This is a genomic window from Paenibacillus lactis, from assembly GCF_017873605.1.
GTDB lineage: Bacteria > Bacillota > Bacilli > Paenibacillales > Paenibacillaceae > Paenibacillus_AQ > Paenibacillus_AQ lactis.
Genome location: NZ_JAGGKI010000008.1, coordinates 22,804 through 45,001 on the forward strand (window position 1 = coordinate 22,804; position 22,198 = coordinate 45,001).

A 22,198-nucleotide genomic window follows, 5' to 3' on the forward strand; every position below is an offset into this window, starting at 1 on the left:
GATTGAAATGAAGGCGAATCCAATCGAGAGGGGCTTCCGGATTTTCCGGAGGTCCTTTTCCTTCCATTATTCATATTCCGCAATCGATCAGCATCATGAAAAGCCAAGCGGCAGCACCGGCAGGCGTCATTGTTTTTCACTACCGTTCGAAGTAAGATGATTGTAACGATTAAGATAAAGGGGAGCGGATTCGTGCTGGAACTTAGTTTTAACGACCCGGAGAAGCTTGTTAAGGTAACCCATGCTTTGTCGACGCGTTCCCGGGTAGATATTCTTCGCCTCTTGAATTCCAAAAACTTAAACATTATGGAAATCGCGGAGACGCTTAATCTTCCCGTATCGACCGTCGCCAGCAACATCAAGGTATTGGAAGCGGCAGAGCTGATCAATACGGAATTGCTTCCGGCATCCCGCGGAGCGATGAAGGTATGCAGCCGGAATTACGATGACATTCATATCGCCCTTAATTTAAGGAATACCATGCCCAAAGGAGTCATGCATGTCTATGAGGTGGACATGCCCATCGGGCATTACAGCGACTGCGAAGTGCACCCTACTTGCGGAATGGCGAATGCCGAAGGCTACATCATCAAGGAGGACGAACCGGCGAGCTTTTATCATCCGAAGCATGTGAACGCTCAAATCATCTGGCTGCGCAAAGGGTATTTGGAATATTTGCTGCCGATGGATATTCCGGCGGGTGCACGCATCGAATCGCTGGAGCTGTCGATGGAGATGTGCTCCGAGGCGCCCAATTACGACAATAACTGGCCTTCTAACATCTCGGTATGGGTGAACGAAGTGGAGATCGGCATGTGGACCAGTCCCGGCGATTTCGGCGACCGGCGCGGAAAGCTCAATCCGAACTGGTGGTATGACTGGGCGACGCAGTATGGGTTTCTCAAAACATGGCGGGTCGATCATGAGAAGACGACGCTGGATATGGAGAAGATTTCCGACGTTACCTTAAGCGATCTTCGCATCTCGGAAAGCCCGAAATTGCGGCTGCGCATCGGCATCAAGCCCGATGCCGTACACCAGGGCGGGCTGAACCTGTTCGGTCGCCAATTCGGAGATCATGAGCAGAATATTTTGATGCAGGTGAAATATACGATGGACCCGGAAGAGGAAGACGTTTAAAGTTGGATATTCGGCATTTGAAACGGCTGCACAGGAGGATTTTCTGTGGGCTGTTTTTTTTCGTTTGAACTAAACATATTTTACGGTTAAGGAAGGAAGATGAAATTCAACTGATTATATATGACGTCATAATTAAAATATTTCGAACAAATAGGTCGTTATTAATTGCATTAATTCCATTTATAGTGTACATTAATGTTATCCAAATTGGATTTAAGAATCATATATGAGGTCGTTCAGCATCTGAGGTTGTAAGTATCATTCTATGCAGGACCCGAAAGTCCATACGAATCAAATGAACGAGAACAAGAGAGGATGAGTGAGACATGTACCATTCCATGAAGCAAATCAATATGGGCGTTATCATTTGCAGGCATTGCAGCTCTCTAGTAGATACGGTGGACACTAATAAGATTGCCGTGTTTTACGGCGTGTGCGATAAGCCGGAATGCCGGCAGCTGCACAAGGCCGGCGAGGGATCGGTACGATCCGCAGACGCACCGTAACGAAAGCGGATGCTGTGGGGATCTAGTCTAGGAACTAATTTTATCAGATGAGAAACTCGAGGATAATCAGAAGAAGGCAGCCGCTGTTCGAGCGCTGCCTTCTTTGATTGGAGAAACTAAGCGGCGGAATGAACCATTCTGAATTCCTGTTAGGCTATTAATAACCTTTCCAGACCAAAACATTGCAGAGGCAGGAGGGGGCGCGCACAATATTTGAAATTTCATCGCTTCCGTAACGCACCGCAATAAGTTTGCAACATGAGGCTGATATGATAAGGGTCAAGAAGGGAGAGGGAAATCCGGTTTGGCTTGTTGTGTTGAGGCAAATGACTTGTCCAGGTGTTCCCGACAGGCGTCTTGGTTAACGGCCGGATTTCCGCTCCGGAGGAGGAATCCATTGATGAAAACTTATCCAGAATACAGCCGCGTCACGGATGGCAAAAAACACGCAAAGCTCATCTTGATTTTAGCTGTGGTCGCTTGCATTCGTCCGCTTATGAGCATGCTTGGCCTGCTGCAGCAAATCGGGCAGCCCGCCGGCAGCATTATTTTTACGGTTGCCATTTCCGTCGTATGGATTGCAGCTGCCGTGCTCGCGCGAGTGAAGCAGCCTGTAATGACGTTGATGTATACCGGCATTGTATACGGCATTCTGGTCATCCTGATCAGTGCCGTTCTCTCGCCAATCCTGACCGGCGAGCTCCAAGGACCGGTGACGAATCCGTTTGCCATCGTCAGCGTTCTGATAACGAACGCCATTTGGGGGATCGTCACGGGCGGGATTGCTTTGGCGTGGATGCGTGCGGTCAAGCGATAAACTGCTTATTGCAGCCCGGGGTCATGCTTGGGGATTAGTTAGTCGCAAGCATGTAATCTTAAGAGCCAGAAATCGTGCAACCCATGATATGCCGGAAATCCCGGCGGGTCATGGGTTTTGTTTACCCGGCCGGATAGGCCCGTATATCTTCACTGCCGTTCACCCCTGTTATTTTGTCACCTCCATATCATCACAGCTATATCCCAGCTGCCCTAACCACTGCTCAGATCGCTGGAGCTCAGGTCCTGATGCTCAGATCGCTGCCTCCTATATCCTGTCTTAAATATTATGCTAGTCTCAGGCATGCAAAGCTAAATCCGGCGTATGCTCTAAGTCCGAAGGCAAGGCACTTAGGAAACAATAGCTTATTTTACATAACGATCTACTAAAGGGGACGTTCGGATAACATTCTCTTACTATAATGGATCTGATACAAAACGCATAAGGAGAGTGTGAAGATGAAGCTGGCGATCCTTGGAGATTTGCATTATCACGAGGCGGACGAACAGATTGGCGCATGGGTGATGGCGAGGGATGCGTTTTATACAAGAATGCTGCACCATTTCATGAGTGCTGAAGCGGATATGCATATTTCGCTCGGTGATCTTACGAATTTCGGTACGGTGAGAGAGATCGATGAAGTCTATGGAATCATGGAGCGTTACGATGCGAACTTTGTTCATGTGCTCGGGAATCACGACACCTATTCCCAGTCCAAGCGGGATTTGCTCATGAGGACGGGCCAGGCCCGTTATCAGGCGCTCGACATGGAACAGGCAGTATTCGTATTTTTGGACACGACGAGAGAGATGGATTTAACGAACTGGGGAGGCTGGCTTGACGAGGAGCAGCTGAGCTGGTTCGAGCATATCGTTGTCAGCTCCGGCACGAAGCCGATGCTTGTGTTCGCGCATCACCCGGTGCATCTGACCACGACAGGATCGGATCGGGATAAAGGCTCGATTGACCCTTCGATCGATATGTGGCGGATTTTAAGCCAAAAACAGGGCCCAGCCGTATACTTCAACGGGCATACCCATGTCGATTCCATTACGAAACAGAACAACTGGACCTTCGTGCAGCTGTCCGCTTGCTTGGACCAGCACGCTTATCGGATCGTCGAAATGGAAGGCGATTATATTCACATCCATGCCGTCGACATTGATGACATGGAGCTATCGAGGCAGCTTCCCGAAATTCACCGCCATATGAAGCACTTTAGTCCGAATGCAAATGCAAGAGGTGGGGAGCTTGAGCGGGCGTGCAGCATTTTGCTCGCGAGAGGAGACGCCGAGCTTGAAAATACTACAGCAGTGAAGGCTGGCAGCAGCCATGGTTAATCAGACACCATCCAAGGCCAACCGTTCCTATTCGGAAAAGCGGGGGAAGGTTGCGGGCTCATCCGCCGCTGGTCTGCGGGAGCTGCTTGAGCTGCGCCGGAACGTGGCATCGATTCGGGATGTCAGGCAGCTTGAAGCTGCCCTAACATTCAGCAATACATTAAGCTGCGTATTCATGCTGACAGGAAACATCGGCGTTATCAAAGGCTATGTGGATTTGTTCAAGCAGCATGACATTCCGGTATTCGTTCACGTCGAGAAGATCGGCGGCTTGTCCTTCGATCAGCCGGGATTGGAATATTTAGCGAATGCAATCAAGCCTGACGGCATCATTACGACGAAGATCCAGGTCGTGAAGAAGGCGCAGAAGCTGGGGCTCACCACCATCCAGCGCTTCTTCCTGATCGATTCCGAGGGGCTCGCCAACATCACGCAATCGCTGGACCAGGTGCAGCCGGACGTTATTGAGATTATGCCTGCCCGGATTCCGGAGGTGCTGGGAAAGATAAGGGAGATGACGAAGCTCCCCATCATATCCGGGGGGCTGCTTACGCAGCGAAAGCACGCGGAGGAGTGCCTTGCGCACGGGGCGACCGCCATTTCCTCTTCAAGCCCTTCGCTGTGGAAGGAAAGTTTTGGCTTAACGGATGTTTAACAATTCAAACATATCCCGTTAACATATGGGCGATAAGATGGAGGCAGGTTGAAGAGACAAACCTGCCTTTTCTAACCACACAAGTAAATAGCCGATGGGGTTGGAGTGATGGAGAAACCTGAACAGACCATGGAGTCCGTATCTTAGACTTTTGCATGGTTTGGTTCAGGTTTCTTTTTGTCATGCCCAGACAGTCCTGATAGACCGGGTCCCAAACGGCATTAAGGGGAGGATTTTGCAAAAATCCAAAGAGTAATTTTGAATCAGCCATGGCCCCAACGAAATGGTTTAGTTCGTCAATATATTTTGCCCGGGAGCGACTGAAATCGAATTTTGCAAATTCTTTAGAAATAAAACTATGGGAGGAAATGAAATGAAAAGAAGAAAAAGACGCAGTTTCTTAACACTCATGCTGGGGATGGCCATGATGCTGTCCGCATGCGGCGGCGAGTCCGGCGGCGGCGCGGCAACGAACGCGAGCGCAGTCTCGGCGAACACGGGCAATGCCTCCGGCGAGAAAATCCAAATCAAGTATTGGTACGCGTTCGGGGAGAAAATCGAGGAAGCCAAGCAGGAGCTGGTCAAACGGTTCAACGAATCCCAGGACAAGATTGAAGTCGTTGCGGAATACCAGGGCAATTACGATGACCTGCACGCCAAAGTACAGGCTGCATTTGCGGCTGGCGATGCTCCGGCCGTAACGGATCTGGAAATCGCCTCGACGGGCACGTTTGCCAGATATGGCATGCTGCAGGAGCTGGCGCCTTTTGCCGAAAAGGATAAGGACCAGCTGAAGATCGATGATTTCAATCCCGGTCTGATGGGAAATGCCTATGTTGATGGAAAGCTGTACGGACTTCCGTTCATGCGCAGCACGCCGATCATGTATATGAACGTTTCGCTGCTGGAAAAAGCAGGCCTTGATCCGGCCGGACCGAAGACATGGGCCGAGTTCGAGGAATACGGGCGCGTGCTTAAGGAAAAAGGGATTACGGCCATGACGATGCCGGTCGACATCTGGTTCTACGAAGGGCTTGTCGCCCAATCCGGCGGCCAAGTGCTTGCCGAAGACGGCAAATCCGGCCTGTTTAACACGCCTGAAGCGGTAGAGCCGGTTGAGTTCTGGAAGAAGCTTGCGTCGGAAGGACTCATTAAAATTCCGGTCGGCGATGAAGCGGGCGCGACGGCGGATAAAGACTGGGCGAACCAAACCTCCGCGTTTAAATTCGGTTCGACGGCAGGAGTAGCCGGGGCGATCGATATCTCGAAGGGAAATAACTTTGAATTTGATACGGCGTTTATGCCGGCAAACAAGTCTTACGGGGTGCCTACAGGCGGATGCCAGCTCGTTATGACATCCAAGCTGAGCGAGGAAGAGCAGGCTGCAGCATGGGAGTTCATCAAGTTTATGACGACAACGGAAAGCACGATTTACCAAAGCAAGCACGTCGGTTACCTGCCGACCCGATTGTCGGCGCTGGAGACCGAAGAGATGCAGTCCCTCTATAAAGAATATCCGCAATACAAAGTGGCAGTAGATCAGCTGGAATATGCGAGACCGCGTCCGATGGAGACGGCCTATCCGGAAGTGGCCAAACTTGTAAAGAGCGCGATCGAGAAAACGCTGCTTGATCCGAAAGTAACGCCTCAGCAAGCGATGGACGAGGCGAACGAAAAGGCGAACGCACTGCTCAGCAAATAATCGGGAGGTATGTGAGATGGGCAGAATCGAGCTAAAAGGAATCAGCAAGTTTTTCAAAGACGAGGAAGTCATCAAAAATTTGGATCTGACGATTCGGGACGGTTCCTTCACCGTCCTCGTCGGACCGTCAGGCTGCGGCAAATCGACAACGCTCCGCATGATAGCCGGCCTCGATGAGCAGACGAAGGGCGAGATCTGGATCGATGACAAGTGCGTAAACGGGGTCCCTCCCGGAGATCGCGACGTAGCCATGGTGTTCCAAAACTATGCCCTGTACCCGACGATGAACGTCTACGACAACATCGAGTTCGGGCTCATTAACCGCAAGGTGCCGAAGAAAGAGCGGGAGAAGCTGATCAAGGACATCGCCGAAATCGTCGGCCTTAGCGATTATATGAAAAAGAAGCCGGAAATGCTGTCCGGCGGGCAAAGACAACGCGTGGCGCTTGCGCGCGCCATGGTCAAAAAGCCGCAGGTTTTTATCCTGGACGAACCGCTTTCGAACCTGGATGCGAAGCTGCGCCACCAAATGCGGACCGAGCTGATTCAGCTGCACGAGCGGCTCGGCACCACCTTTGTCTATGTTACCCATGATCAGGTTGAAGCGATGTCCATGGGGGATGAAATCGTGATTATGAACAAGGGTGTTATCCAGCAGGCGGCTTCGCCGATGACGCTGTACAACGATCCGGCGAATGTATTTGCAGCCCAATTCATCGGTACGCCGGCTATGAACATTTTGCCAAGCCAGGAGCTTCAGCTGCCTTCGGCCCAAGGGAAGCGGCATGATATCGCCAGCTTCGGGTTCCGTCCCGAGCATGCGCTATTCCATGCCCCGGCTGCAATCGAAGGACTTCGGCTGGACGGGATGGTGCTGACCCGCGAAAGCCTTGGCGCGGAAAATATTTATCAAATCCAATCCTCGCTCGGCATGTTCTCGGTCAAGACGTTTCTTGAACCGCTCACATCGGATACGCTGGTTACGGTGACGGTTCCTTATGAGCGTCTGTACTATTTCAATAGCGAAGGCCAAAGGCTTCGGCAGGTTGAGGTTCGGCGTGGGGAAGAGATCGGAACGGCACAGGCTCCTGAATTGGTATCGGTAGGCGGGGGGCTCTAGCATGACATCTCGTTTGTGGGAAAAGCTTAAGCCTTATGGCATGATCTCGCCTTCGCTTGCCGTATTCGGCATATTCTTCATCTACCCGATCTTCTATATGATCTATCTCAGCTTCTTCGATTGGAATTTCGTCAGCCCGACGAAGAATTATGTCGGCTTGCAAAATTTTACGGATTTGCTGTCGGATAAAGAGTTCATGCAGGTGCTCCTGAATACGACCATCTACACCTTTGCCACGGTGTCGCTGACGCTCAGCATTTCGCTGGCCATCGCCCTCTGGCTGAACCGCTCGGGATTGTTTTACGGATTCGTGCAAGGCGCGATCTTCAGTCCGCACATCATTTCCCTCGTGTCCATCTCCCTGCTGTGGAGCTGGCTCATGGATCCCGAATACGGATTGCTGAACTGGGTGATCGGTTTGTTCGGCCTGTCGCCGCTGCAGTGGCTGTCCCACCCGGACACCTCGCTCATGTCGCTGATTCTGGTCGCCGTATGGAAGGGCATCGGGTTCAACACGCTGGTCTTTATCGCCGGCCTGCAGAGCATCCCGCCGAGCATTTACGAGGCGGCCGCGCTTGACCGCTCGAAGCGGTGGCGGACGTTCCGGAAGCTTACGCTGCCGATGCTGTCCCCGACGCTGTTTTTCTTGGCGATTATGAGCATGATCGGCTCATTCCAGGTTTTCGAGACGATTGCAATCATGACCCAAGGCGGACCGGTCAATTCGACCAATACGCTGGTATATTACATTTACGAATACGGCTTCCGCTTCTTCAAGATCGGATATGCATCGGCAGCCGGCGTCATGCTGCTCATTATTGTCGGCGTGCTTACGATCATTTACTTCCGCATGCTGTCCAAGCGCGTCCATTACAGATAAGCCTGGTGCGGCATAGATGAGTTAGCGGAAAGGAGAGGACGAATTCAAGTGAGTGCAATAGAGAAAGCAGTTCAAGCAAGAGAGTCGTCCGAACGGAACTTAAGGCCGGAGACATGGAGCGGAGTCAAGGTGATGAACGGCATTCTGAAAGCCTTGAATATCATCGGCATGCTGGGCCTTGTGCTGATCTTCGCCCTGCCTTTTGCATGGATGATCTCGACGTCGCTTAAAACCCTGCCGGAAACGATGATTTTTCCGCCGGAATGGATTCCGAACGACCCGCAGTGGCAAAACTTTATTCAAGCCTGGAACTCCGGACCGTTCCTTCATTATTTCTTCAATAGCGTTTTGATTGCGGGCGGTATTCTAATCTTGCAAATGCTGACCATGATTCCTGCGGCTTATGCTTTTGCGAGATTTCAATTTCCGGGTTCAGGCATCCTGTTTGGATTCGTCATGGTGACCTTGATGATTCCATCTCAGCTTATTTTTCTCCCGGTCTATCTGCAGCTTAGCTCGTGGCATTTGCTGAACACCCACTTGGGGCTGATTCTGCCTTTCGCCTCCAGCGCCTTCGGCATTTTCCTGCTAAGACAGTCCTTTAAGCAGGTGCCGGAAGAGCTTATTGAAGCAGCGCGGCTCGATAAGGCCAAGGAATGGAAGATCATGTGGAAGCTGATGATTCCAATGGCCCGTCCTGCGCTGATCACGATTGCACTGTTCAGCTTCATCAGCCACTGGAACGATTATTTCTGGCCGCTGGTCATGACGACGAACGAAACGGCAAGAACCCTGCCGCTCGGGATTGCGAAAATCCGGGAAACGGAGGGTGTTGCGACGTGGAATATTTTGATGGCGGCGAACCTGATTCTCGTCGTGCCGATCCTGATCGTGTTCTTCTTTGCACAGCGCTCGATTATTAAGGCGTTCGTGTACAATGGCGTAAAGTAGATTATGAAATTCGTGAAGGTTCATATGACGAAACGAAAGAAGTCCGGCACCTTGGCCGGACTTCTTGTTTGTGTATGGAAGGCTCGAGAACGATACTCGAGGAATTTCAAAGGTCTATCAATCCCGATTCGCCAGCTTGGACAGCAGGCGGATAATTTCGATGTACAGCCATACGAGAGTGACCAGCAAACCGAAGGAGCCGTACCACTCCATGTATTTCGGTGCACCCTGTTGCGCCCCTTCTTCAATGAAATTAAAGTCGAGCACGAAATTCAGTGCGGCGATGATGATGATGACAATCGAGATCCCGATTCCGATCGGCGTGCTGTCATGCAAATACGGAACGGTAACACCGAACAATCCGAGTACAAAGCTGAGCAAATAGACAAGCGCCACGCCTGCCGTAGCTGCGATGATTCCCCGCCGGAAGCCGGGGCTCGCCTTGATGAGGCCGGTCTTGTACGCAAGCAGCATGCCCAAGAACACGCACATCGTCAGCAGGGCCGCCTGCAGCGTAATGCCGTAATAGAGGGATTCATAATTGGCCGATAATGCGCCGAGAAACAATCCTTCCGCAACCGCGTAGATCGGTGCGAGAAACGGCGCCGACTTCGGCGCGAAGCTGATGATCAGCGCCAGCACAAAGCCGCCGATCGCACCGCCGACCATAAGCGGGAACATATCGTACCCGTTAAAGAACATGACCCAAGAAATGACTGCTGCCCCGATAAGCAGCGCAAGCAGCATGAACGATTTGTTCACCGTTCCGCCGATGGTCATCGTCTCTTGGTCATTGTAATGCCTGCTCCTCTCAAACGTATTCTCATTAAGTGTTGGATTTCCGCTACGACCTAACAAATGAATGCCTCCTAGATAACTATTTTTATGTCCATTCTATCATAGGTTGTCATATTTTAGGAGATGGAATCTTTTCGCATCGAAATTCCTCGCCTGTTTCGCGGAGCGGACAATGAATTGCGTTTGTGTATGCAATTTTAGACATTCAAATTTAATGTGTCCAAAATATTAGACGTCGTCCAATCAAGCTCATGTTACAGATTCAGCCGTTTGAGCTTATTGTAGAGCGTTGCCCGTGAAATGCCGAGCTGCTTCGCCAGCGTGTATTTATTCCCTTTAACAGCTGCAAGCGCTTCAAGCAGGAGCTTTCGCTCGTACTCGTCAAGCCTTGCTTGGTAAGCAGCACCGTTGATCGGCGTGGTGCCCGTGTCATTTCCCTCCCCCGGCTGAGGACTCTTATCGCCGGAATACATATGGTCCGGCAAATATTCGCGCCGAATCTCTCCTTCGGTAGAGAAGATAACAAGCCGTTCAATGGTGTTGCGCAATTCGCGGATGTTGCCCGGCCAATCGTACCTTAGCAAATCTTCGAATACCTCCGGCGTAAACGAATGGATATGGCGGCCATAGACAAGCGAGAATTCGTGAAGAAAGGACTGCGTCAGCTCGTAGATATCCTCTTTGCGTTCGCGCAAAGGGGGAACGTCCAACGTCACGACGTTCAGGCGGTAGTACAGGTCCTCACGGAAGCTGCCATCTGCAATCATCCGTTTCAAGTCCCGGTTCGTGGCCGCGATGATCCGGCAGTCGGCGCGATGCAGCTGCGTCCCGCCGACCGGGAAATAACTTCGCTCCTGGAGCACGCGCAGCAGCTTGACCTGCAGGTCGATAGGCATTTCCCCGATCTCGTCAAGGAATAAGGTGCCGCCGCGGGCCAGCTCAATCTTTCCTTTCTTCCCTTTCGGGTCCGCACCGGAGAAAGCGCCCCGTTCGTAGCCGAATAATTCGCTCTCGAACAATGCGGCCGGAATGGCTCCGCAGTTGATTGCAATGAAGGGGGCGTTCGCAGGCTCGCGCGATTCGTGGATCGCTTTGGCGAACAATTCCTTCCCCGTTCCGCTCTCGCCCTGGATCAGCACCGTCGCTTTCGTCGAGCTGATCTTCTTGATCGTTTCGATGCTGTTTTTAATCGCGCGGCTCGTTCCCTTAATATGCTGAAAAGGGTCTCCCGCAGGGCTCAGCATCGCCACTTCCTTCTGAAGATGATGGACCTTGCTTGTCATCTGCAGCAGCTCTTGATGCAGCCGCATTTGGGTGGTCAGATCCGTTTCCGCTGCAACGGCGCCGATAATCCGATCCTCGAGCGTAACCGGATTGGAATTAATCAGGACGAACAGGTCGTGACGCGGCCGATGCTGCATTTTATGGGCAGGCTGGCCGGTTTCTAATGTGCGAAGGGACTGCAGCCGGTCGACGGGAAAGAAATCGGAAGCAGGCTTGCCGATGATATCCTCCCTCGGAATGGAGAAGATATGCTCTGCACCGGAGGTCCAGACGGCAACGCGTCCTTCCTCGTCAATCAGCGTGATGGCAACGTCCGGGTCCAAGGTATTCAGCGTTGTTGTGAAGTAAGCCTCCAGCACCCGGTGAGCCTGCACCAGCGCATCTACCATATCCTGAGCGGATAGATAGCCGACCGCTTTGCCGTTTCGCTGTACGATCGCCCATGAACAGCAGGTAAAGGCAGCAGAGGCTTTCGTTAATGGCTCATCTGCGTTTATGGTCTCGACATGAATCAGGATATCTTGAATATTCCGTACGGGATCCGCAGCCGATGAAGGCAGCAGCCCATATTTGCCGGTCTCGACCCTGACAAAGACAGGGGTACAGCCCGCCGTAACCAGGGCATCCCGGATTGCTGCCGGGTCGGTCAGATCAACAATGATGCAGTCCGTGCGGATGAGCTGCTCCACGCTCGGCAATCGATGCTTCATTCGGTGGCCCCCTAGATATAGAAAATGTAAATGCTTACAAACTCATGTTAGGGCCATTATACCGAGCCTGTTTTTCAGTGTAAATCACTTGAACATATTTTTGACGACCATCCATAGATTCGCCGGCTTTTCCGCCAAGCGTCGGGTGTAATACGGGTACCACATGCTGCCGTACGGCATATAGCAGCGGATCCGGTAGCCCTCCCTTGCCAACTGCGCCTGGTCGCTCATCCGCAGGCCGTACAGCATCTGGAATTCAAAAGCGCTTGCCTTGATGCCGTTCTTATGGGCGTATTCCTTGACCCAATTGATGATGCGGTCATCATGCGAGGCGATGGCGGTGTACACGCCTTGGTCAAGATGCATTTGAATGAGCGTTTTGAAGTTATCGATCACTTCGCTCATTTGCTGATAGGCAACGGATGCCGGCTCCTTATAAGCTCCTTTCACAAGCCTGAGGTTTACGCCCGCTTTGATCAATTGCTTCACATCCTCCCGTGAACGCAGCAAGTAGGCTTGAATCACGGTCCCGACGTTGGTCAATCCTTCCCCGTGAAGGCGAAGGACGATATCAATGGTCGCTTGCGTATAGGGCGAATCCTCCATATCGATCCGTACGAAGTTGTTATGCTGTTTAGCCTCGGCGACGACGTCCCGAATATTGCTGTAGCAGGCTTCCGGGTCCAGGGCCAAGCCCATCTGCGTCGGCTTTAACGATACATTGGAGTTTACCTTCCGTCTGGCGATCCCGTTGATTAAGCGTACATATTCCTCCCTGTAGCCTGCAGCCTCCGATAATTACTTGATTCCCTCCCCCAGATGATCCAATGTGACCATGATCCCGTTTCCGTTCAACCTCTCGATTTCGTCCAGCGCTTCCTCCAAGTTGCTGCCTGCAATGAATTTTGCTGCTAATTTACGGCCGTACCGAAGGGCAAGATGCTCCACCAGTTTATTGCCGGAAACCGATAACAATACCTTTCGATAGAGTTCGATACTGTCCACGTTTGATTTCTCCTTTCAGGCTGTCATTGCTGACGCAATGAATCTTTACTGGATGACCGCAAGCAAAAAACGTTCCAGACGAAAAAACAAGCACCGTTGGCATGATATTTGCTTATTATCCTATAAGTGCGTGTTCAAAAAGGTCGATTTTCAGCACCGAGAAGGTTGGATGAAGCTAGGGACTGAGGAGCGGAGCGTACGTTTTGGGTACGTGAGCACCGGAAGGCCCGGCTGAATTCAAGATTCGATGCCGAGCTGCTTCCTGATTCGCTTCGTGATCAAAAGCGGACTTTTTGAACAACCTCTATAAGACCGGTGGAACAGGATTTGGCGATTCCACAACACATGTGAAAGGGTGGTTAACGTTTATGAGAACCGAATTCAGGAACGAGTCGTTTGTCAACTTCAAGGATGAGCGCAACAATGCGGAATATGACCGCGTGCTCGAGCAGACGGAGGCGGGGCTTGGCAAAGCGTATCCGCTGATCATCGGAGGCGAGCGCATCATGACGGAGACCAAGGCCGCTTCCATTAATCCGGCAAATAAAGCTCAGGTGGTCGGTATCGTATCGCAGGCGGACGTACAATATGCGGAGCAGGCCATCCAAGCCGCTGCGGCTGCTTTTGAGACTTGGAAGCGGACCGATCCGAGTGAGCGTGCGCGTTACTTGTTCCGTGCAGCGGCTATTTTGCGCCGGCGCAGACATGAATTTTCCGCCTTGATGACGATTGAGGCCGGGAAGACCCGGGTGGAAGCGGATGTTGAAACGGCGGAGGCGATCGATTTCCTGGAGTTTTACGGGCGCGAGATGCAGCGGCTCAGCCAGCCGCAGCCATTGACGGTCAGCCAGGAAGAAGAGAACGAGCTGTATTATCTGCCTTTAGGCGTAGGCGTCATCATTCCGCCATGGAACTTTCCGCTGGCGATTATGGCAGGCATGACGATGGCTGCCGTTGTTGCCGGGAATACCGTCGTCTTGAAGCCGGCGAGTCCGACGCCTGTCATCGCCGCGAAATTTATGGCGCTGCTCGAAGAGGTGGGACTGCCGGCGGGCGTTGTCAATTTTGTACCCGGACCGGGCGGCGAGGTCGGCGATTATCTTGTTGACCATCCGCTGACCCGTTTTGTCAGCTTTACGGGTTCCCGCGATGTAGGACTCCGCATTAACGAACGGGCAGCGAAGACCCAGCCTGGACAGAAATGGATCAAACGCGTCGTTGCGGAAATGGGCGGCAAGGATGCGATCATCGTCGACCAGGATGCCGATCTCGATCTGGCGGTGGACGCCATTACGCTGTCCGCCTTCGGTTTCTCCGGCCAGAAGTGCTCGGCTTGTTCCAGAGTCATCGTCCATGAGAAGGTCTACGATACCGTCCTGGAGCGGGTGGCGGAGCGGGCAAGCCGGCTCACGATAGGTGCGCCTTCGGCTGCCGGAACGGATGTAGGTCCCGTGATCGATGAGAAGGCTTATCTGAAAATTCAGGAGTATATCGAAATCGGAAAACAGGAAGGTCGCCTGGTTCTTGGGGGCGGCACCGGAGATCCGAACGGATTCTTTATCGAGCCTACGATTTTTGCGGATGTGGACCCGAATGCCCGGATCTCGCGGGAAGAAATATTCGGTCCGGTGGTTGCGTTCACGAAGGCGCAATCCTTCGATGAGGCGCTGGCGTTCGCCAATAATACGGATTATGGCTTAACCGGAGCCGTTATTTCGCGCAGCGGGGCGAATTTGGAGAAGGCAAGACGCGAGTTTTTCGTCGGCAATCTGTATTTCAACCGCAAATGCACTGGCGCATTGGTCGGAACGCATCCGTTTGGCGGATTCAATATGTCGGGTACGGACTCGAAGGCCGGCGGCCGGGATTATCTGCTGTTGTTTACCCAGGCGAAGCTGGTAGCCGAGCGCTTCTAAGCAGATGAACTCCGGTCATATCGTCTAAAAAATTAGACACCACATCATGATGTTCAATTGGAATGTTTTTGAGTATAGTCAAGAGAGAGCAGTTACATGACTTGGAAGAGAGCCTGCGGAAGGAGGAGAACCTGTTGCTGGGCTATCAATTGGTGCAAGACCAAAGCACGAAGCTGGCAATAACTCCTGAACTGAAGCAATCGATTCATATATTAACCATGTCCGCCGAAGACCTGATCCGGTACTTGCAGGAGCAGGAAGCCGAAAATCCGGTCCTTGAACTGGAATTCGGCCGGGATTTCGACGTGTACGGCCGTAGCAGCAGGGCCGCAATCGTCAACGGGCACGAGCTGGACCCATTACGGAACGCAAGGCAGGCGCAGGACACGCTGGAGTCAAGGCTGAGGAGCCAGCTGCGTCTTCTCTCCCTCCCGAAGGAGGTATACCGAATTGCGGCATTTATGGCGGGCAACTTAAATGATGGCGGCTATCTGGATCTCCCGGTCATCGAAGTTAGACGAAAGCTAGGCATATCGGAGGAGCTCCTTCGGACCGCGCTTGAGGCATTGCAATCATTGGAGCCGGCCGGGGTCGGCTGCAGGGATTTACGGGAATGCCTGCTGCTCCAGATCGTGAGAGATTCAGCGGCTCCCCCGTATGCCTATGAAATCGCAGACCGGTACTTGCCTGAGCTGGCCAATGGGAAGCTGGGGAAGGTTGCCGCGGCCTTGCACATCCCGATGGAGAAGGCAAGGACGGCATCGGATTATATTCGCGGCTTGAATCCGCGTCCCGGGCTGGCGTTTGCCGCAATAGAGACGCAGTACATCATCCCGGATGCGATCGTCGAAAGCCATGGGGATGGCTTCACGGTGTCGATGCATCCGGCGAATCTCCCCAAGCTCTCCATTAACAGCTCCTCCAGGGATTGGGTGATGCTGCGGGGATCCGCCGAAGCCTCTTCATATTTGAACGTCTGCGTCCGATCCGCACGCTGGTTGGTTCGGAGCGTGGAGAAGAGGAACCGGACGCTGATGAGGGTCGTGATGGCCATTATGGAGGAGCAGCGAAGGTTTCTGGCAGAAGGAATCAGGGGCATTGCCCCGATGAAGATGAATACGATCTCGGCCAAGCTGAATGTGCATGAATCGACCGTCAGCCGGGCGGTGCAGGGGAAATTTGTGCTTACGCCGCACGGCGTGCTTCCCTTGAAATATTTTTTCTCAACCGGATTATCAACCATTGGCGGGAGAGGGATATCCTCCCGAAGCGTGAAAGCGCGAATCAAGGAGCTCATCGACAACGAAGATAAGAACTGTCCCTGCTCGGATCAGCATATTGCCGATGTACTGGGCGCGGAGGGAATCCGGCTGTCGCGCAGAACGGTTGCGAAGTATCGGGAGCAAATGCAGATTATGCCCTCCGCCTTTCGCAAACGCAGATAGAAAAGGGTGCCCTCGGAGTGATGTATCCGAGGGCACCCTTATTTTGACTCCGCCTTCCTTAAAGCGAAAAACGGATGCCTCATTACCGCCGTATGCCCGCTGGATCGGCATCGTCCTGCTCTTGTGTCAGCGAGCCCGCAAACGAATCGATTCCTTTCATCATGATATCAAGCGACTCCAGCACATGATAGAAGATTATCGGAGGCACGGTTTCTTCGTCCGGTATTCCGGCCTCCTCCGCTAGGCTGATGATATGGTCATAACCGATAACCAGAACGCAGATCTGATGCAGAAACCCGGCCGATTCATGGAAGCGGCGGCTCTCAGGGCTCGTAGCCGAGCCTTTCAAGGAAGCGGCGTTCCGAATATCGCTGCAGAGCTTGAAGAGATTTACGGCCAACGTTTTCAGAACCGATGACAGGTCTGCATAGACGCTCTTGCTGCCGGATGAAGCGTCCCAGCGGCTCGCCGCAAAAAACTCAATGCGCGTCATATGCCTCAAATAAGAGACGGTCCGCTCCGTTAATTCGCGATTTGCTTGGGGCATGACGGCATCCCGTGCCGAATCGATACGGATCCTCTTGAATCGGGAGGCGGCTTCGGCCAGCCGTGCTGCATCCAGCTGCAGCTGCTTCGCGGATTCCCCGAAAGTCCGGGTCAGCCGCGCCGGTACGTTCATAACGGGATCCGTGGAATTGCCCTGGCGCTGTCCCTCGAGGCGTTCTTTTGCCATCCATAACCGATATTTTAGTCCCTCGGTGGCTGAGACCAGCTTGTGCGTTAGCTGATGGGCGGCGACATTCAGCGATGTTGAAAGGATCCAGTCGGCCGAATGAGGGCCGTTTACGTGAAGGTCCGGATCGATCAGGTCGTAGTTTCCTTTATCCTCAAGCATCAGCTCCAGTGCCCGGTTGGCAAGCACCTCGTTTAAATTCACATTCAAAAGATGGCTTGATGAACCATGGATATAACCTGCAATAAACTGCTCCGAATGCTTTCCTTCCTTGATTTCATCGGCCGCCTTCATGATGAGATTTCCGATTCGTCCGGGCACGATCTCTTGATCGATACCTGCACGGACTGCTGCACTTTTGACGCAGGCCAAAGCTTTAATAAACTGGCCATGGACGGGGGCATTCACCTTCGGATATTGCCCGGCAGCCCGCATCGTCTGGACACCGTAGTAGGCATGGGACGGCACCTCAACCGGCCCGGTCTTGTCCCGTTCAATTCTGATCATCATCTCATCCCTTTCGAAAATGTTGTGTCGTCATTTCTTATGGGGAATACAAGCAATTTTCGTGCCAAGCGATCGATTGACCCTTAGCGGATCATTCAATCATTCGTCCATTCATTAATCCGACAACCGCTCATATATTAATCCGCCAGCAAATTGCTATCCCTGCCCAATGTTTAGTAAACTGATGGAAAAATCACGATAGTAGGTGCATGAGATGAGTATTGAAATTCGAACAGGGCGCAGGGACGAGCTGCAAGAGATTATGGCGCTGATCGCCCGCTGCGTGAAAGTCATGCAGGCAGGCGGAAGCGATCAATGGGACGAGCAGTATCCGAACCGGGACGTGATCGGAGAGGATCTGCAGCGGGGGACGCTGTTCGTAGCAGAAGGGAATGAGCGGATTCTTGGCATCGTTGTCCTGGATGAGCATCAGGATGAGCAGTACGGGAGGATCGATTGGAAGCAGACGGAGGGGCCGCATCTGATGATGCATCGGCTTGCCGTCGATCCACAAGCGCAAGGCCAAGGGGTTGCCCGCAAGCTGATTGAATTTGCCGAAAACTATGCGGTCCGTGAAGGGTACACCAGCATCCGGCTGGATACCTACAACAAAAATACGGCGGCATTGAAGCTGTATCGCGGGCTTGGCTACGAGGAGCGGGGCGAGGTGAATTATCCGGGCAAAACGGCCAGCTTCCCGGTATTCGAGAAGGTATTTTCAGAGCGCGTGGAGTAGATTTTTCTATAATGATAAACAGCTAAGCGGGGTGCACGATGGGGGGCGGCCCCGTTTTTTTTTTTCATGGGCTGCCTCAAACTTCGAAGCATTGAATATTGAATTGAATTTAGAAAAATTTCTAAATAGATCTTGAAATCCGCTCCGAACTGAGAGATAATGTATTTAGAAGAAATTCTAAATAGAAACAGGTGAAGCACATTGGGTTTTCCGGAAACCTTCAAGGCGCTGTCAGATCCCGTTAGGAGGGAAATCTTGATCATGCTCCGCAAAGGGAAGATGTCGGCAGGTGAAATCGGCCAGCACTTTGACATGACGGGCGCAACGATCTCGTATCATCTGTCCCAATTGAAGAAGGCGGGACTTATCTCGGAAACGAAATATAAGAACTATATTTACTACGAAATCAATGTTTCGGTTATTGAGGAAATCATGCTGTGGTTCTCACAGTTCAATGGAGGTAAAGAGGATGGAAAAAAAGAATAAATCCGTGCTTATTTTGACCACGCTGCTGTGCTTGCTGCCAATCATCTTGTCGGTCACCCTGTACGATCGGCTGCCGGATCGGCTGGCCATTCACTGGGATGCGGCCGGCAATCCCGACAATTATGCATCGAAGGCGGTTGCGGCCTTCGTTCTGCCGCTCATGTTGGCCGTGATGAATGTGATCGTAAATGTTGCGCTCAATCACGATCCGAAGCGAATGAATGCAGCACCTGCATTAAGAATGTTCGGATATTGGTCCATTCCCGTTTTGTCGTGCATCCTGACGCCTGTCACGTTATTTAAAGCGATGGGCGCCGATATTCCGATTGATACCTTCGTGCCTGCACTAGTGGGGTTGCTGTTTGTCATCATCGGAAACTACTTGCCGAAGAGCAAGCAGAATTATACCGTGGGCATCAAGCTTCCATGGACCTTGAACAGTCAGGATAACTGGAATCGGACGCATCGTTTTGCAGGGTATGTGTGGATGGTGGGCGGATTGCTCTTGATGGCAGTGGCGTTCCTGGATATCCAGGGAATCTATGTCACATTACCGATTATCGTGCTGATTGTCTTTGTACCGGCAATTTACTCTTTTTCCCTATATAAAAGAGGGGTGTAAAGCGACGGATTTTAAAAGCAAATAGGATAAGACCGGAAATAACCGGGCTTATCCCATTTTTTATCCGCCGCGTGCCGGCCAGCGGCAAACGGCTCGATCGTTAATGGATGGCTCGTTAACCTGCGGTCAACGGTTTTCGTTACCGTAAGGATCGATCGTTTGAATGGTTCCGTCCTCGTTGTACTTCAGCTCGGTGAACTTCACGCTGCGCTTATTGTCCGCACCGCCGGACAGGGAGCTGTCATGATAGAACAGGTACCATATATTTTTAAATTCCACGATCGAATGATGGGTCGTCCAGCCGAGAACCGGCGTAAGGATCGTTCCTTTGTACTCGAACGGGCCAGTCGGGCTTTGGCTCGTCGCGTATACGATCTTGTGGGTGGAGCCTGTCGAGTAGGACAAGTAATAAGTGCCGTTGTATTTATGCATCCACGGGCCTTCGAAATATCTGCGGTCTTCATCGCCTGCCGGAATCGGCTTCCTGTTCTCGTCAACGATTGAAATTTCCTGCGGCGCGGCTTTGAATGTCAGCATATCGTCGCTAAGCTCGGCCACGCGCGGTCCTAACGCCGGCGCATCGGCGGCCGGCCCTTCCGCATCCGGAACGAATGTGCCGGTCTGCCATTTCTCCAGCTGGCCGCCCCATAGACCTCCGAAATACATATAAGCCCGGTTGTCATCGTCAACGAATACGGCGGGATCAATGCTGAAGCTGCCCGGAATATAGTTCGGCTCCGGCGTAAACGGTCCGGAAGGGGAGGAGCTGGTGGCTACGCCGATCCGGAAAATCCCCTCGTGATCCCTGGCCGGAAAGTATAAGTAATACGTGTCGTTTTTGAATGCGGCATCCGGTGCCCACATCTGCTTTTGCGCCCAAGGCACATCCTTGACATGAAGCACCTCGCCGTGATCCACGCAAGGCGCATTCACATCCTCCAGCGAGAACACATGGTAGTCCTCCATATCGTATTGGTCACCGTTATCATTGGACGTATTGTCGTGATCGAGATCATGGGACGGATAAATATAAAGCTTCCCTTCAAACACATGGGCGGAAGGGTCGGCTGTGTAGATATGGGTTACGATCGGCTCGTTCGGCCGTACAGGCTTGGTCATTTGGACATCCTCCTTCATTTCATTGCATGTAAGCGTTTATATCAATTGTAGCAAAGCCGAAGGATCCAGAACACCTAAGAAAATTAGGTATTATACCTAAAAATTTTAGATCTTCTCGGAAGAAGGAGGAATCATCGTCCCGACTCATTGGCGACGAGGCAGAATCCAATGGGAGGTTAATCTTTAAAGATAAGACAGGAACAGCGTGGCGATGCCAAAATAGATGATCAGGGACAAAATATCGTTAATCGTCGTAATCAGCGGGCCCGAAGCGACAGCCGGATCGACGCGAAGCTTGAACAGGATAAGCGGTATGACCGTTCCGGCCATAGTGCCGACGATGAGCGTAGCAATGAGCGAGCTGCCGACAACCAGTCCCAGATATAAATTTCCCTGCCAGATGTACGCGATCACTGCGATGAAAATGCCGCAGATCACCCCGATCATTATGCCTACCTTAAGCTCGCGAGCCAGCAGCCGGACGACAACCGGTCTGGACAGCTCCTTCGTTGCCAGGCCTCGAATGATGACGGCCAGCGACTGGGTTCCCGTGTTCCCGGTCATGCCGGCAATCATCGGCATGAAGAAGGCCAGGGCGACAACCTGTTCAAGGGTTTGCTCGAATACGGAAATGATCGTCCCCGAGATCAGTCCGATGAAGAGCAGCAGAATCAGCCAAGGCAATCGCCGCGCAGCCGCGTTAACGGCCTTCGTATGGAAATCGATGGATTTGCCTCCGGTAGCATTCATCTTCTGAATATCCTCGTCGGCTTCCCTGACGATAACGTCGAGAATATCATCAACGGTAATGATCCCGACCAGCGTACCGTCTGCCTCAACGACCGGAATAGCTACAAGGTCATATTTTTGAATAAGCTGCGCAACCTCCTCCTGATCCGCATCGACAGGCACGGACAGCACGCGGCCGTTCATAATCTCTACGATGGTTTCACCGGGTTCCGCAAGGATGAGGGCGCGGTAGGATACGACCCCAACGAGTTTCCGCTCCTGATCGATCACATACAAGTAGTTAATGGTTTCGGCGATGGAGACAAAGGCCTTCAGCTTCTGTACGACATCGGAGACGGTATAGTGCTGGGGGATCCAAACATATCTGTTGGTCATGATGCGTCCCGCTGTTTCCGGCGGGAATTTCATGATGTTCTGGACGAATTGCGATTCCTCGTCACGCATGCCCCTCATCAGCTCTTCTTTTTGCTCTTGTGACAGTTCATCGAGCAAAATGGCCAAATCGTCATTGTCCATGAGATCCAGGATGAGGGCGGTTTTCTCTTGGTCCAGTCGACCCAAAACATCAATTTGCTGGTCGTGCTCCATCTCCTGAATCATATCGGCAAGCTGCTCCTCGTTCAGAAACTGCAGAAAGCGGGCTTGCTCCATATCGCTGAGTTGGCTATGGATCCTTGCCAGATCATAGGGGAGAAACTCATCGATGATTCTCTGAAAATCGGTTGAGGTACTGGCTTTCAGGCTCTCTTTAATGTCCGGTATCCATTGCTCCAGCGTTCGAGCATTCACAACAAGAATTCCCCTTTCATTCCATCCAGATGATAATGAAAAGATTACGTATTATAGGGTTCACCATCACGACTTGTTCTTAAACAGTCCAGGTGCAGCAACCGGCCGAAAGAAACAGGACCACTGCCGGGAGAGAGTCCGTGCCAGGAGTTGCAAGCGGTTTCAAATTCAAATAGAATATAGGCGC

Annotated in this window: 19 protein-coding genes and 1 pseudogene; 14 read left to right on the forward strand and 6 right to left on the reverse strand. The window is 52.2% G+C overall.

Annotated features, from left to right (window positions below; all coding sequences use genetic code 11):
- Positions 1-192: 192 nt before the first annotated feature.
- The 9 genes from J2Z18_RS15850 to J2Z18_RS15890 all read left to right on the forward strand — a co-directional run bounded on the left by J2Z18_RS15850 (position 193) and on the right by J2Z18_RS15890 (position 9,111).
- Positions 193-1,140 carry an ArsR/SmtB family transcription factor gene (locus J2Z18_RS15850; protein ID WP_028404939.1) on the forward strand — a complete coding sequence of 316 codons (948 nt, stop codon included), beginning with the start codon at positions 193-195 and terminating at the stop codon, positions 1,138-1,140.
- Between the two features lie 326 nt (positions 1,141-1,466).
- Complete coding sequence (locus tag J2Z18_RS15855; RefSeq protein ID WP_028404940.1) at positions 1,467-1,646, forward strand: GapA-binding peptide SR1P; 180 nt, start codon at positions 1,467-1,469, stop codon at positions 1,644-1,646.
- 400 nt (positions 1,647-2,046) lie between these two features.
- Entirely contained in the window at positions 2,047-2,463 is a 417-nt protein-coding gene (locus J2Z18_RS15860; RefSeq protein ID WP_210094995.1) for a hypothetical protein, read from the forward strand.
- A gap of 458 nt (positions 2,464-2,921) precedes the next feature.
- A complete protein-coding gene (locus J2Z18_RS15865; RefSeq protein ID WP_210094996.1) occupies positions 2,922-3,803 on the forward strand; it encodes a metallophosphoesterase family protein in 882 nt (293 codons plus the stop codon).
- On the forward strand, positions 3,796-4,458 hold the full coding sequence (locus J2Z18_RS15870; protein WP_210094997.1) for a glycerol-3-phosphate responsive antiterminator: 663 nt from the start codon (positions 3,796-3,798) through the stop codon (positions 4,456-4,458). The genes J2Z18_RS15865 and J2Z18_RS15870 overlap by 8 nt, the downstream gene beginning before the upstream one ends.
- 373 nt (positions 4,459-4,831) lie before the next feature.
- Positions 4,832-6,160 (forward strand): ABC transporter substrate-binding protein, encoded by a 1,329-nt coding sequence (locus tag J2Z18_RS15875; RefSeq protein WP_210094998.1) that lies wholly within the window; start codon positions 4,832-4,834, stop codon positions 6,158-6,160.
- A gap of 16 nt (positions 6,161-6,176) precedes the next feature.
- Positions 6,177-7,280 (forward strand): ABC transporter ATP-binding protein, encoded by a 1,104-nt coding sequence (locus J2Z18_RS15880; RefSeq protein ID WP_210094999.1) that lies wholly within the window; start codon positions 6,177-6,179, stop codon positions 7,278-7,280.
- A gap of 1 nt (position 7,281) precedes the next feature.
- On the forward strand, positions 7,282-8,160 hold the full coding sequence (locus J2Z18_RS15885) for a carbohydrate ABC transporter permease (protein ID WP_077567664.1): 879 nt from the start codon (positions 7,282-7,284) through the stop codon (positions 8,158-8,160).
- Positions 8,161-8,292: 132 nt separating this feature from the next.
- Positions 8,293-9,111, forward strand: coding sequence for a carbohydrate ABC transporter permease (locus J2Z18_RS15890; RefSeq protein ID WP_040737814.1), 819 nt, complete (start codon positions 8,293-8,295; stop codon positions 9,109-9,111).
- A 117-nt stretch (positions 9,112-9,228) separates the two neighbouring features.
- Here the strand turns inward: J2Z18_RS15890 and J2Z18_RS15895 are convergent, their stop codons facing one another.
- From J2Z18_RS15895 to J2Z18_RS15905, 3 genes and pseudogenes are all read right to left on the reverse strand, one after another.
- Positions 9,229-9,969, reverse strand: coding sequence for a Bax inhibitor-1/YccA family protein (locus tag J2Z18_RS15895; RefSeq protein ID WP_210095000.1), 741 nt, complete (start codon positions 9,967-9,969; stop codon positions 9,229-9,231).
- A 194-nt stretch (positions 9,970-10,163) separates the two neighbouring features.
- Positions 10,164-11,903, reverse strand: a complete 1,740-nt coding sequence (locus J2Z18_RS15900) for a sigma-54 interaction domain-containing protein (RefSeq protein ID WP_144878845.1) — start codon at positions 11,901-11,903, stop codon at positions 10,164-10,166.
- 84 nt (positions 11,904-11,987) lie between these two features.
- A pseudogene (locus J2Z18_RS15905) lies at positions 11,988-12,908 on the reverse strand (proline dehydrogenase family protein).
- 368 nt (positions 12,909-13,276) lie between these two features.
- Between J2Z18_RS15905 and pruA the strand changes: the two are divergent.
- The gene (gene pruA, locus J2Z18_RS15910; RefSeq protein ID WP_144878844.1) at positions 13,277-14,824 is read left to right on the forward strand and encodes an L-glutamate gamma-semialdehyde dehydrogenase; all 1,548 of its coding nucleotides are present in this window, start codon (positions 13,277-13,279) and stop codon (positions 14,822-14,824) included.
- A gap of 134 nt (positions 14,825-14,958) precedes the next feature.
- Entirely contained in the window at positions 14,959-16,269 is a 1,311-nt protein-coding gene (gene rpoN, locus J2Z18_RS15915) for an RNA polymerase factor sigma-54 (protein WP_245256031.1), read from the forward strand.
- A gap of 82 nt (positions 16,270-16,351) precedes the next feature.
- On the opposite strand, the gene J2Z18_RS15920 is transcribed toward rpoN, so the two are convergent.
- Entirely contained in the window at positions 16,352-17,512 is a 1,161-nt protein-coding gene (locus tag J2Z18_RS15920; RefSeq protein ID WP_144871166.1) for a lyase family protein, read from the reverse strand.
- A 211-nt stretch (positions 17,513-17,723) separates the two neighbouring features.
- Between J2Z18_RS15920 and J2Z18_RS15925 the strand changes: the two genes are divergently transcribed.
- The 3 genes from J2Z18_RS15925 to J2Z18_RS15935 all read left to right on the forward strand — a co-directional run bounded on the left by J2Z18_RS15925 (position 17,724) and on the right by J2Z18_RS15935 (position 19,353).
- Entirely contained in the window at positions 17,724-18,245 is a 522-nt protein-coding gene (locus J2Z18_RS15925) for a GNAT family N-acetyltransferase (protein ID WP_007127512.1), read from the forward strand.
- Positions 18,246-18,446: 201 nt separating this feature from the next.
- Positions 18,447-18,731, forward strand: coding sequence for an autorepressor SdpR family transcription factor (locus J2Z18_RS15930; RefSeq protein ID WP_040737818.1), 285 nt, complete (start codon positions 18,447-18,449; stop codon positions 18,729-18,731).
- Positions 18,715-19,353: an SdpI family protein gene (locus J2Z18_RS15935; protein WP_007127514.1), complete on the forward strand. Its 639-nt coding sequence runs from the start codon at positions 18,715-18,717 to the stop codon at positions 19,351-19,353. The genes J2Z18_RS15930 and J2Z18_RS15935 overlap by 17 nt, the downstream gene beginning before the upstream one ends.
- 126 nt (positions 19,354-19,479) lie before the next feature.
- Here the strand turns inward: J2Z18_RS15935 and J2Z18_RS15940 are convergent, their stop codons facing one another.
- Together J2Z18_RS15940 and mgtE are read right to left on the reverse strand one after the other, a co-directional pair.
- On the reverse strand, positions 19,480-20,472 hold the full coding sequence (locus J2Z18_RS15940; RefSeq protein WP_210095001.1) for a glycoside hydrolase family 43 protein: 993 nt from the start codon (positions 20,470-20,472) through the stop codon (positions 19,480-19,482).
- A gap of 183 nt (positions 20,473-20,655) precedes the next feature.
- Positions 20,656-22,011, reverse strand: coding sequence for a magnesium transporter (gene mgtE, locus J2Z18_RS15945; protein ID WP_144878842.1), 1,356 nt, complete (start codon positions 22,009-22,011; stop codon positions 20,656-20,658).
- Between the last annotated feature and the right edge of the window lie 187 nt (positions 22,012-22,198).

Excerpts from the sequence above, each read along its gene's own strand:
- pruA (WP_144878844.1), top strand. The coding sequence starts at position 13,277 with ATGAGAACCGAATTCAGGAACGAGTCGTTTGTCAACTTCAAGGATGAG.
- J2Z18_RS15860 (WP_210094995.1), top strand. The coding sequence starts at position 2,047 with ATGAAAACTTATCCAGAATACAGCCGCGTCACGGATGGCAAAAAACAC.
- J2Z18_RS15925 (WP_007127512.1), top strand. The coding sequence starts at position 17,724 with ATGAGTATTGAAATTCGAACAGGGCGCAGGGACGAGCTGCAAGAGATT.
- J2Z18_RS15865 (WP_210094996.1), top strand. The coding sequence starts at position 2,922 with ATGAAGCTGGCGATCCTTGGAGATTTGCATTATCACGAGGCGGACGAA.
- J2Z18_RS15870 (WP_210094997.1), top strand. The coding sequence starts at position 3,796 with ATGGTTAATCAGACACCATCCAAGGCCAACCGTTCCTATTCGGAAAAG.
- J2Z18_RS15875 (WP_210094998.1), top strand. The coding sequence starts at position 4,832 with ATGAAAAGAAGAAAAAGACGCAGTTTCTTAACACTCATGCTGGGGATG.
- J2Z18_RS15900 (WP_144878845.1), bottom strand. The coding sequence starts at position 11,903 with ATGAAGCATCGATTGCCGAGCGTGGAGCAGCTCATCCGCACGGACTGC.
- J2Z18_RS15940 (WP_210095001.1), bottom strand. The coding sequence starts at position 20,472 with ATGACCAAGCCTGTACGGCCGAACGAGCCGATCGTAACCCATATCTAC.
- J2Z18_RS15890 (WP_040737814.1), top strand. The coding sequence starts at position 8,293 with ATGAACGGCATTCTGAAAGCCTTGAATATCATCGGCATGCTGGGCCTT.
- J2Z18_RS15880 (WP_210094999.1), top strand. The coding sequence starts at position 6,177 with ATGGGCAGAATCGAGCTAAAAGGAATCAGCAAGTTTTTCAAAGACGAG.
- J2Z18_RS15920 (WP_144871166.1), bottom strand. The coding sequence starts at position 17,512 with ATGATGATCAGAATTGAACGGGACAAGACCGGGCCGGTTGAGGTGCCG.
- J2Z18_RS15855 (WP_028404940.1), top strand. The coding sequence starts at position 1,467 with ATGTACCATTCCATGAAGCAAATCAATATGGGCGTTATCATTTGCAGG.
- J2Z18_RS15935 (WP_007127514.1), top strand. The coding sequence starts at position 18,715 with ATGGAAAAAAAGAATAAATCCGTGCTTATTTTGACCACGCTGCTGTGC.
- J2Z18_RS15885 (WP_077567664.1), top strand. The coding sequence starts at position 7,282 with ATGACATCTCGTTTGTGGGAAAAGCTTAAGCCTTATGGCATGATCTCG.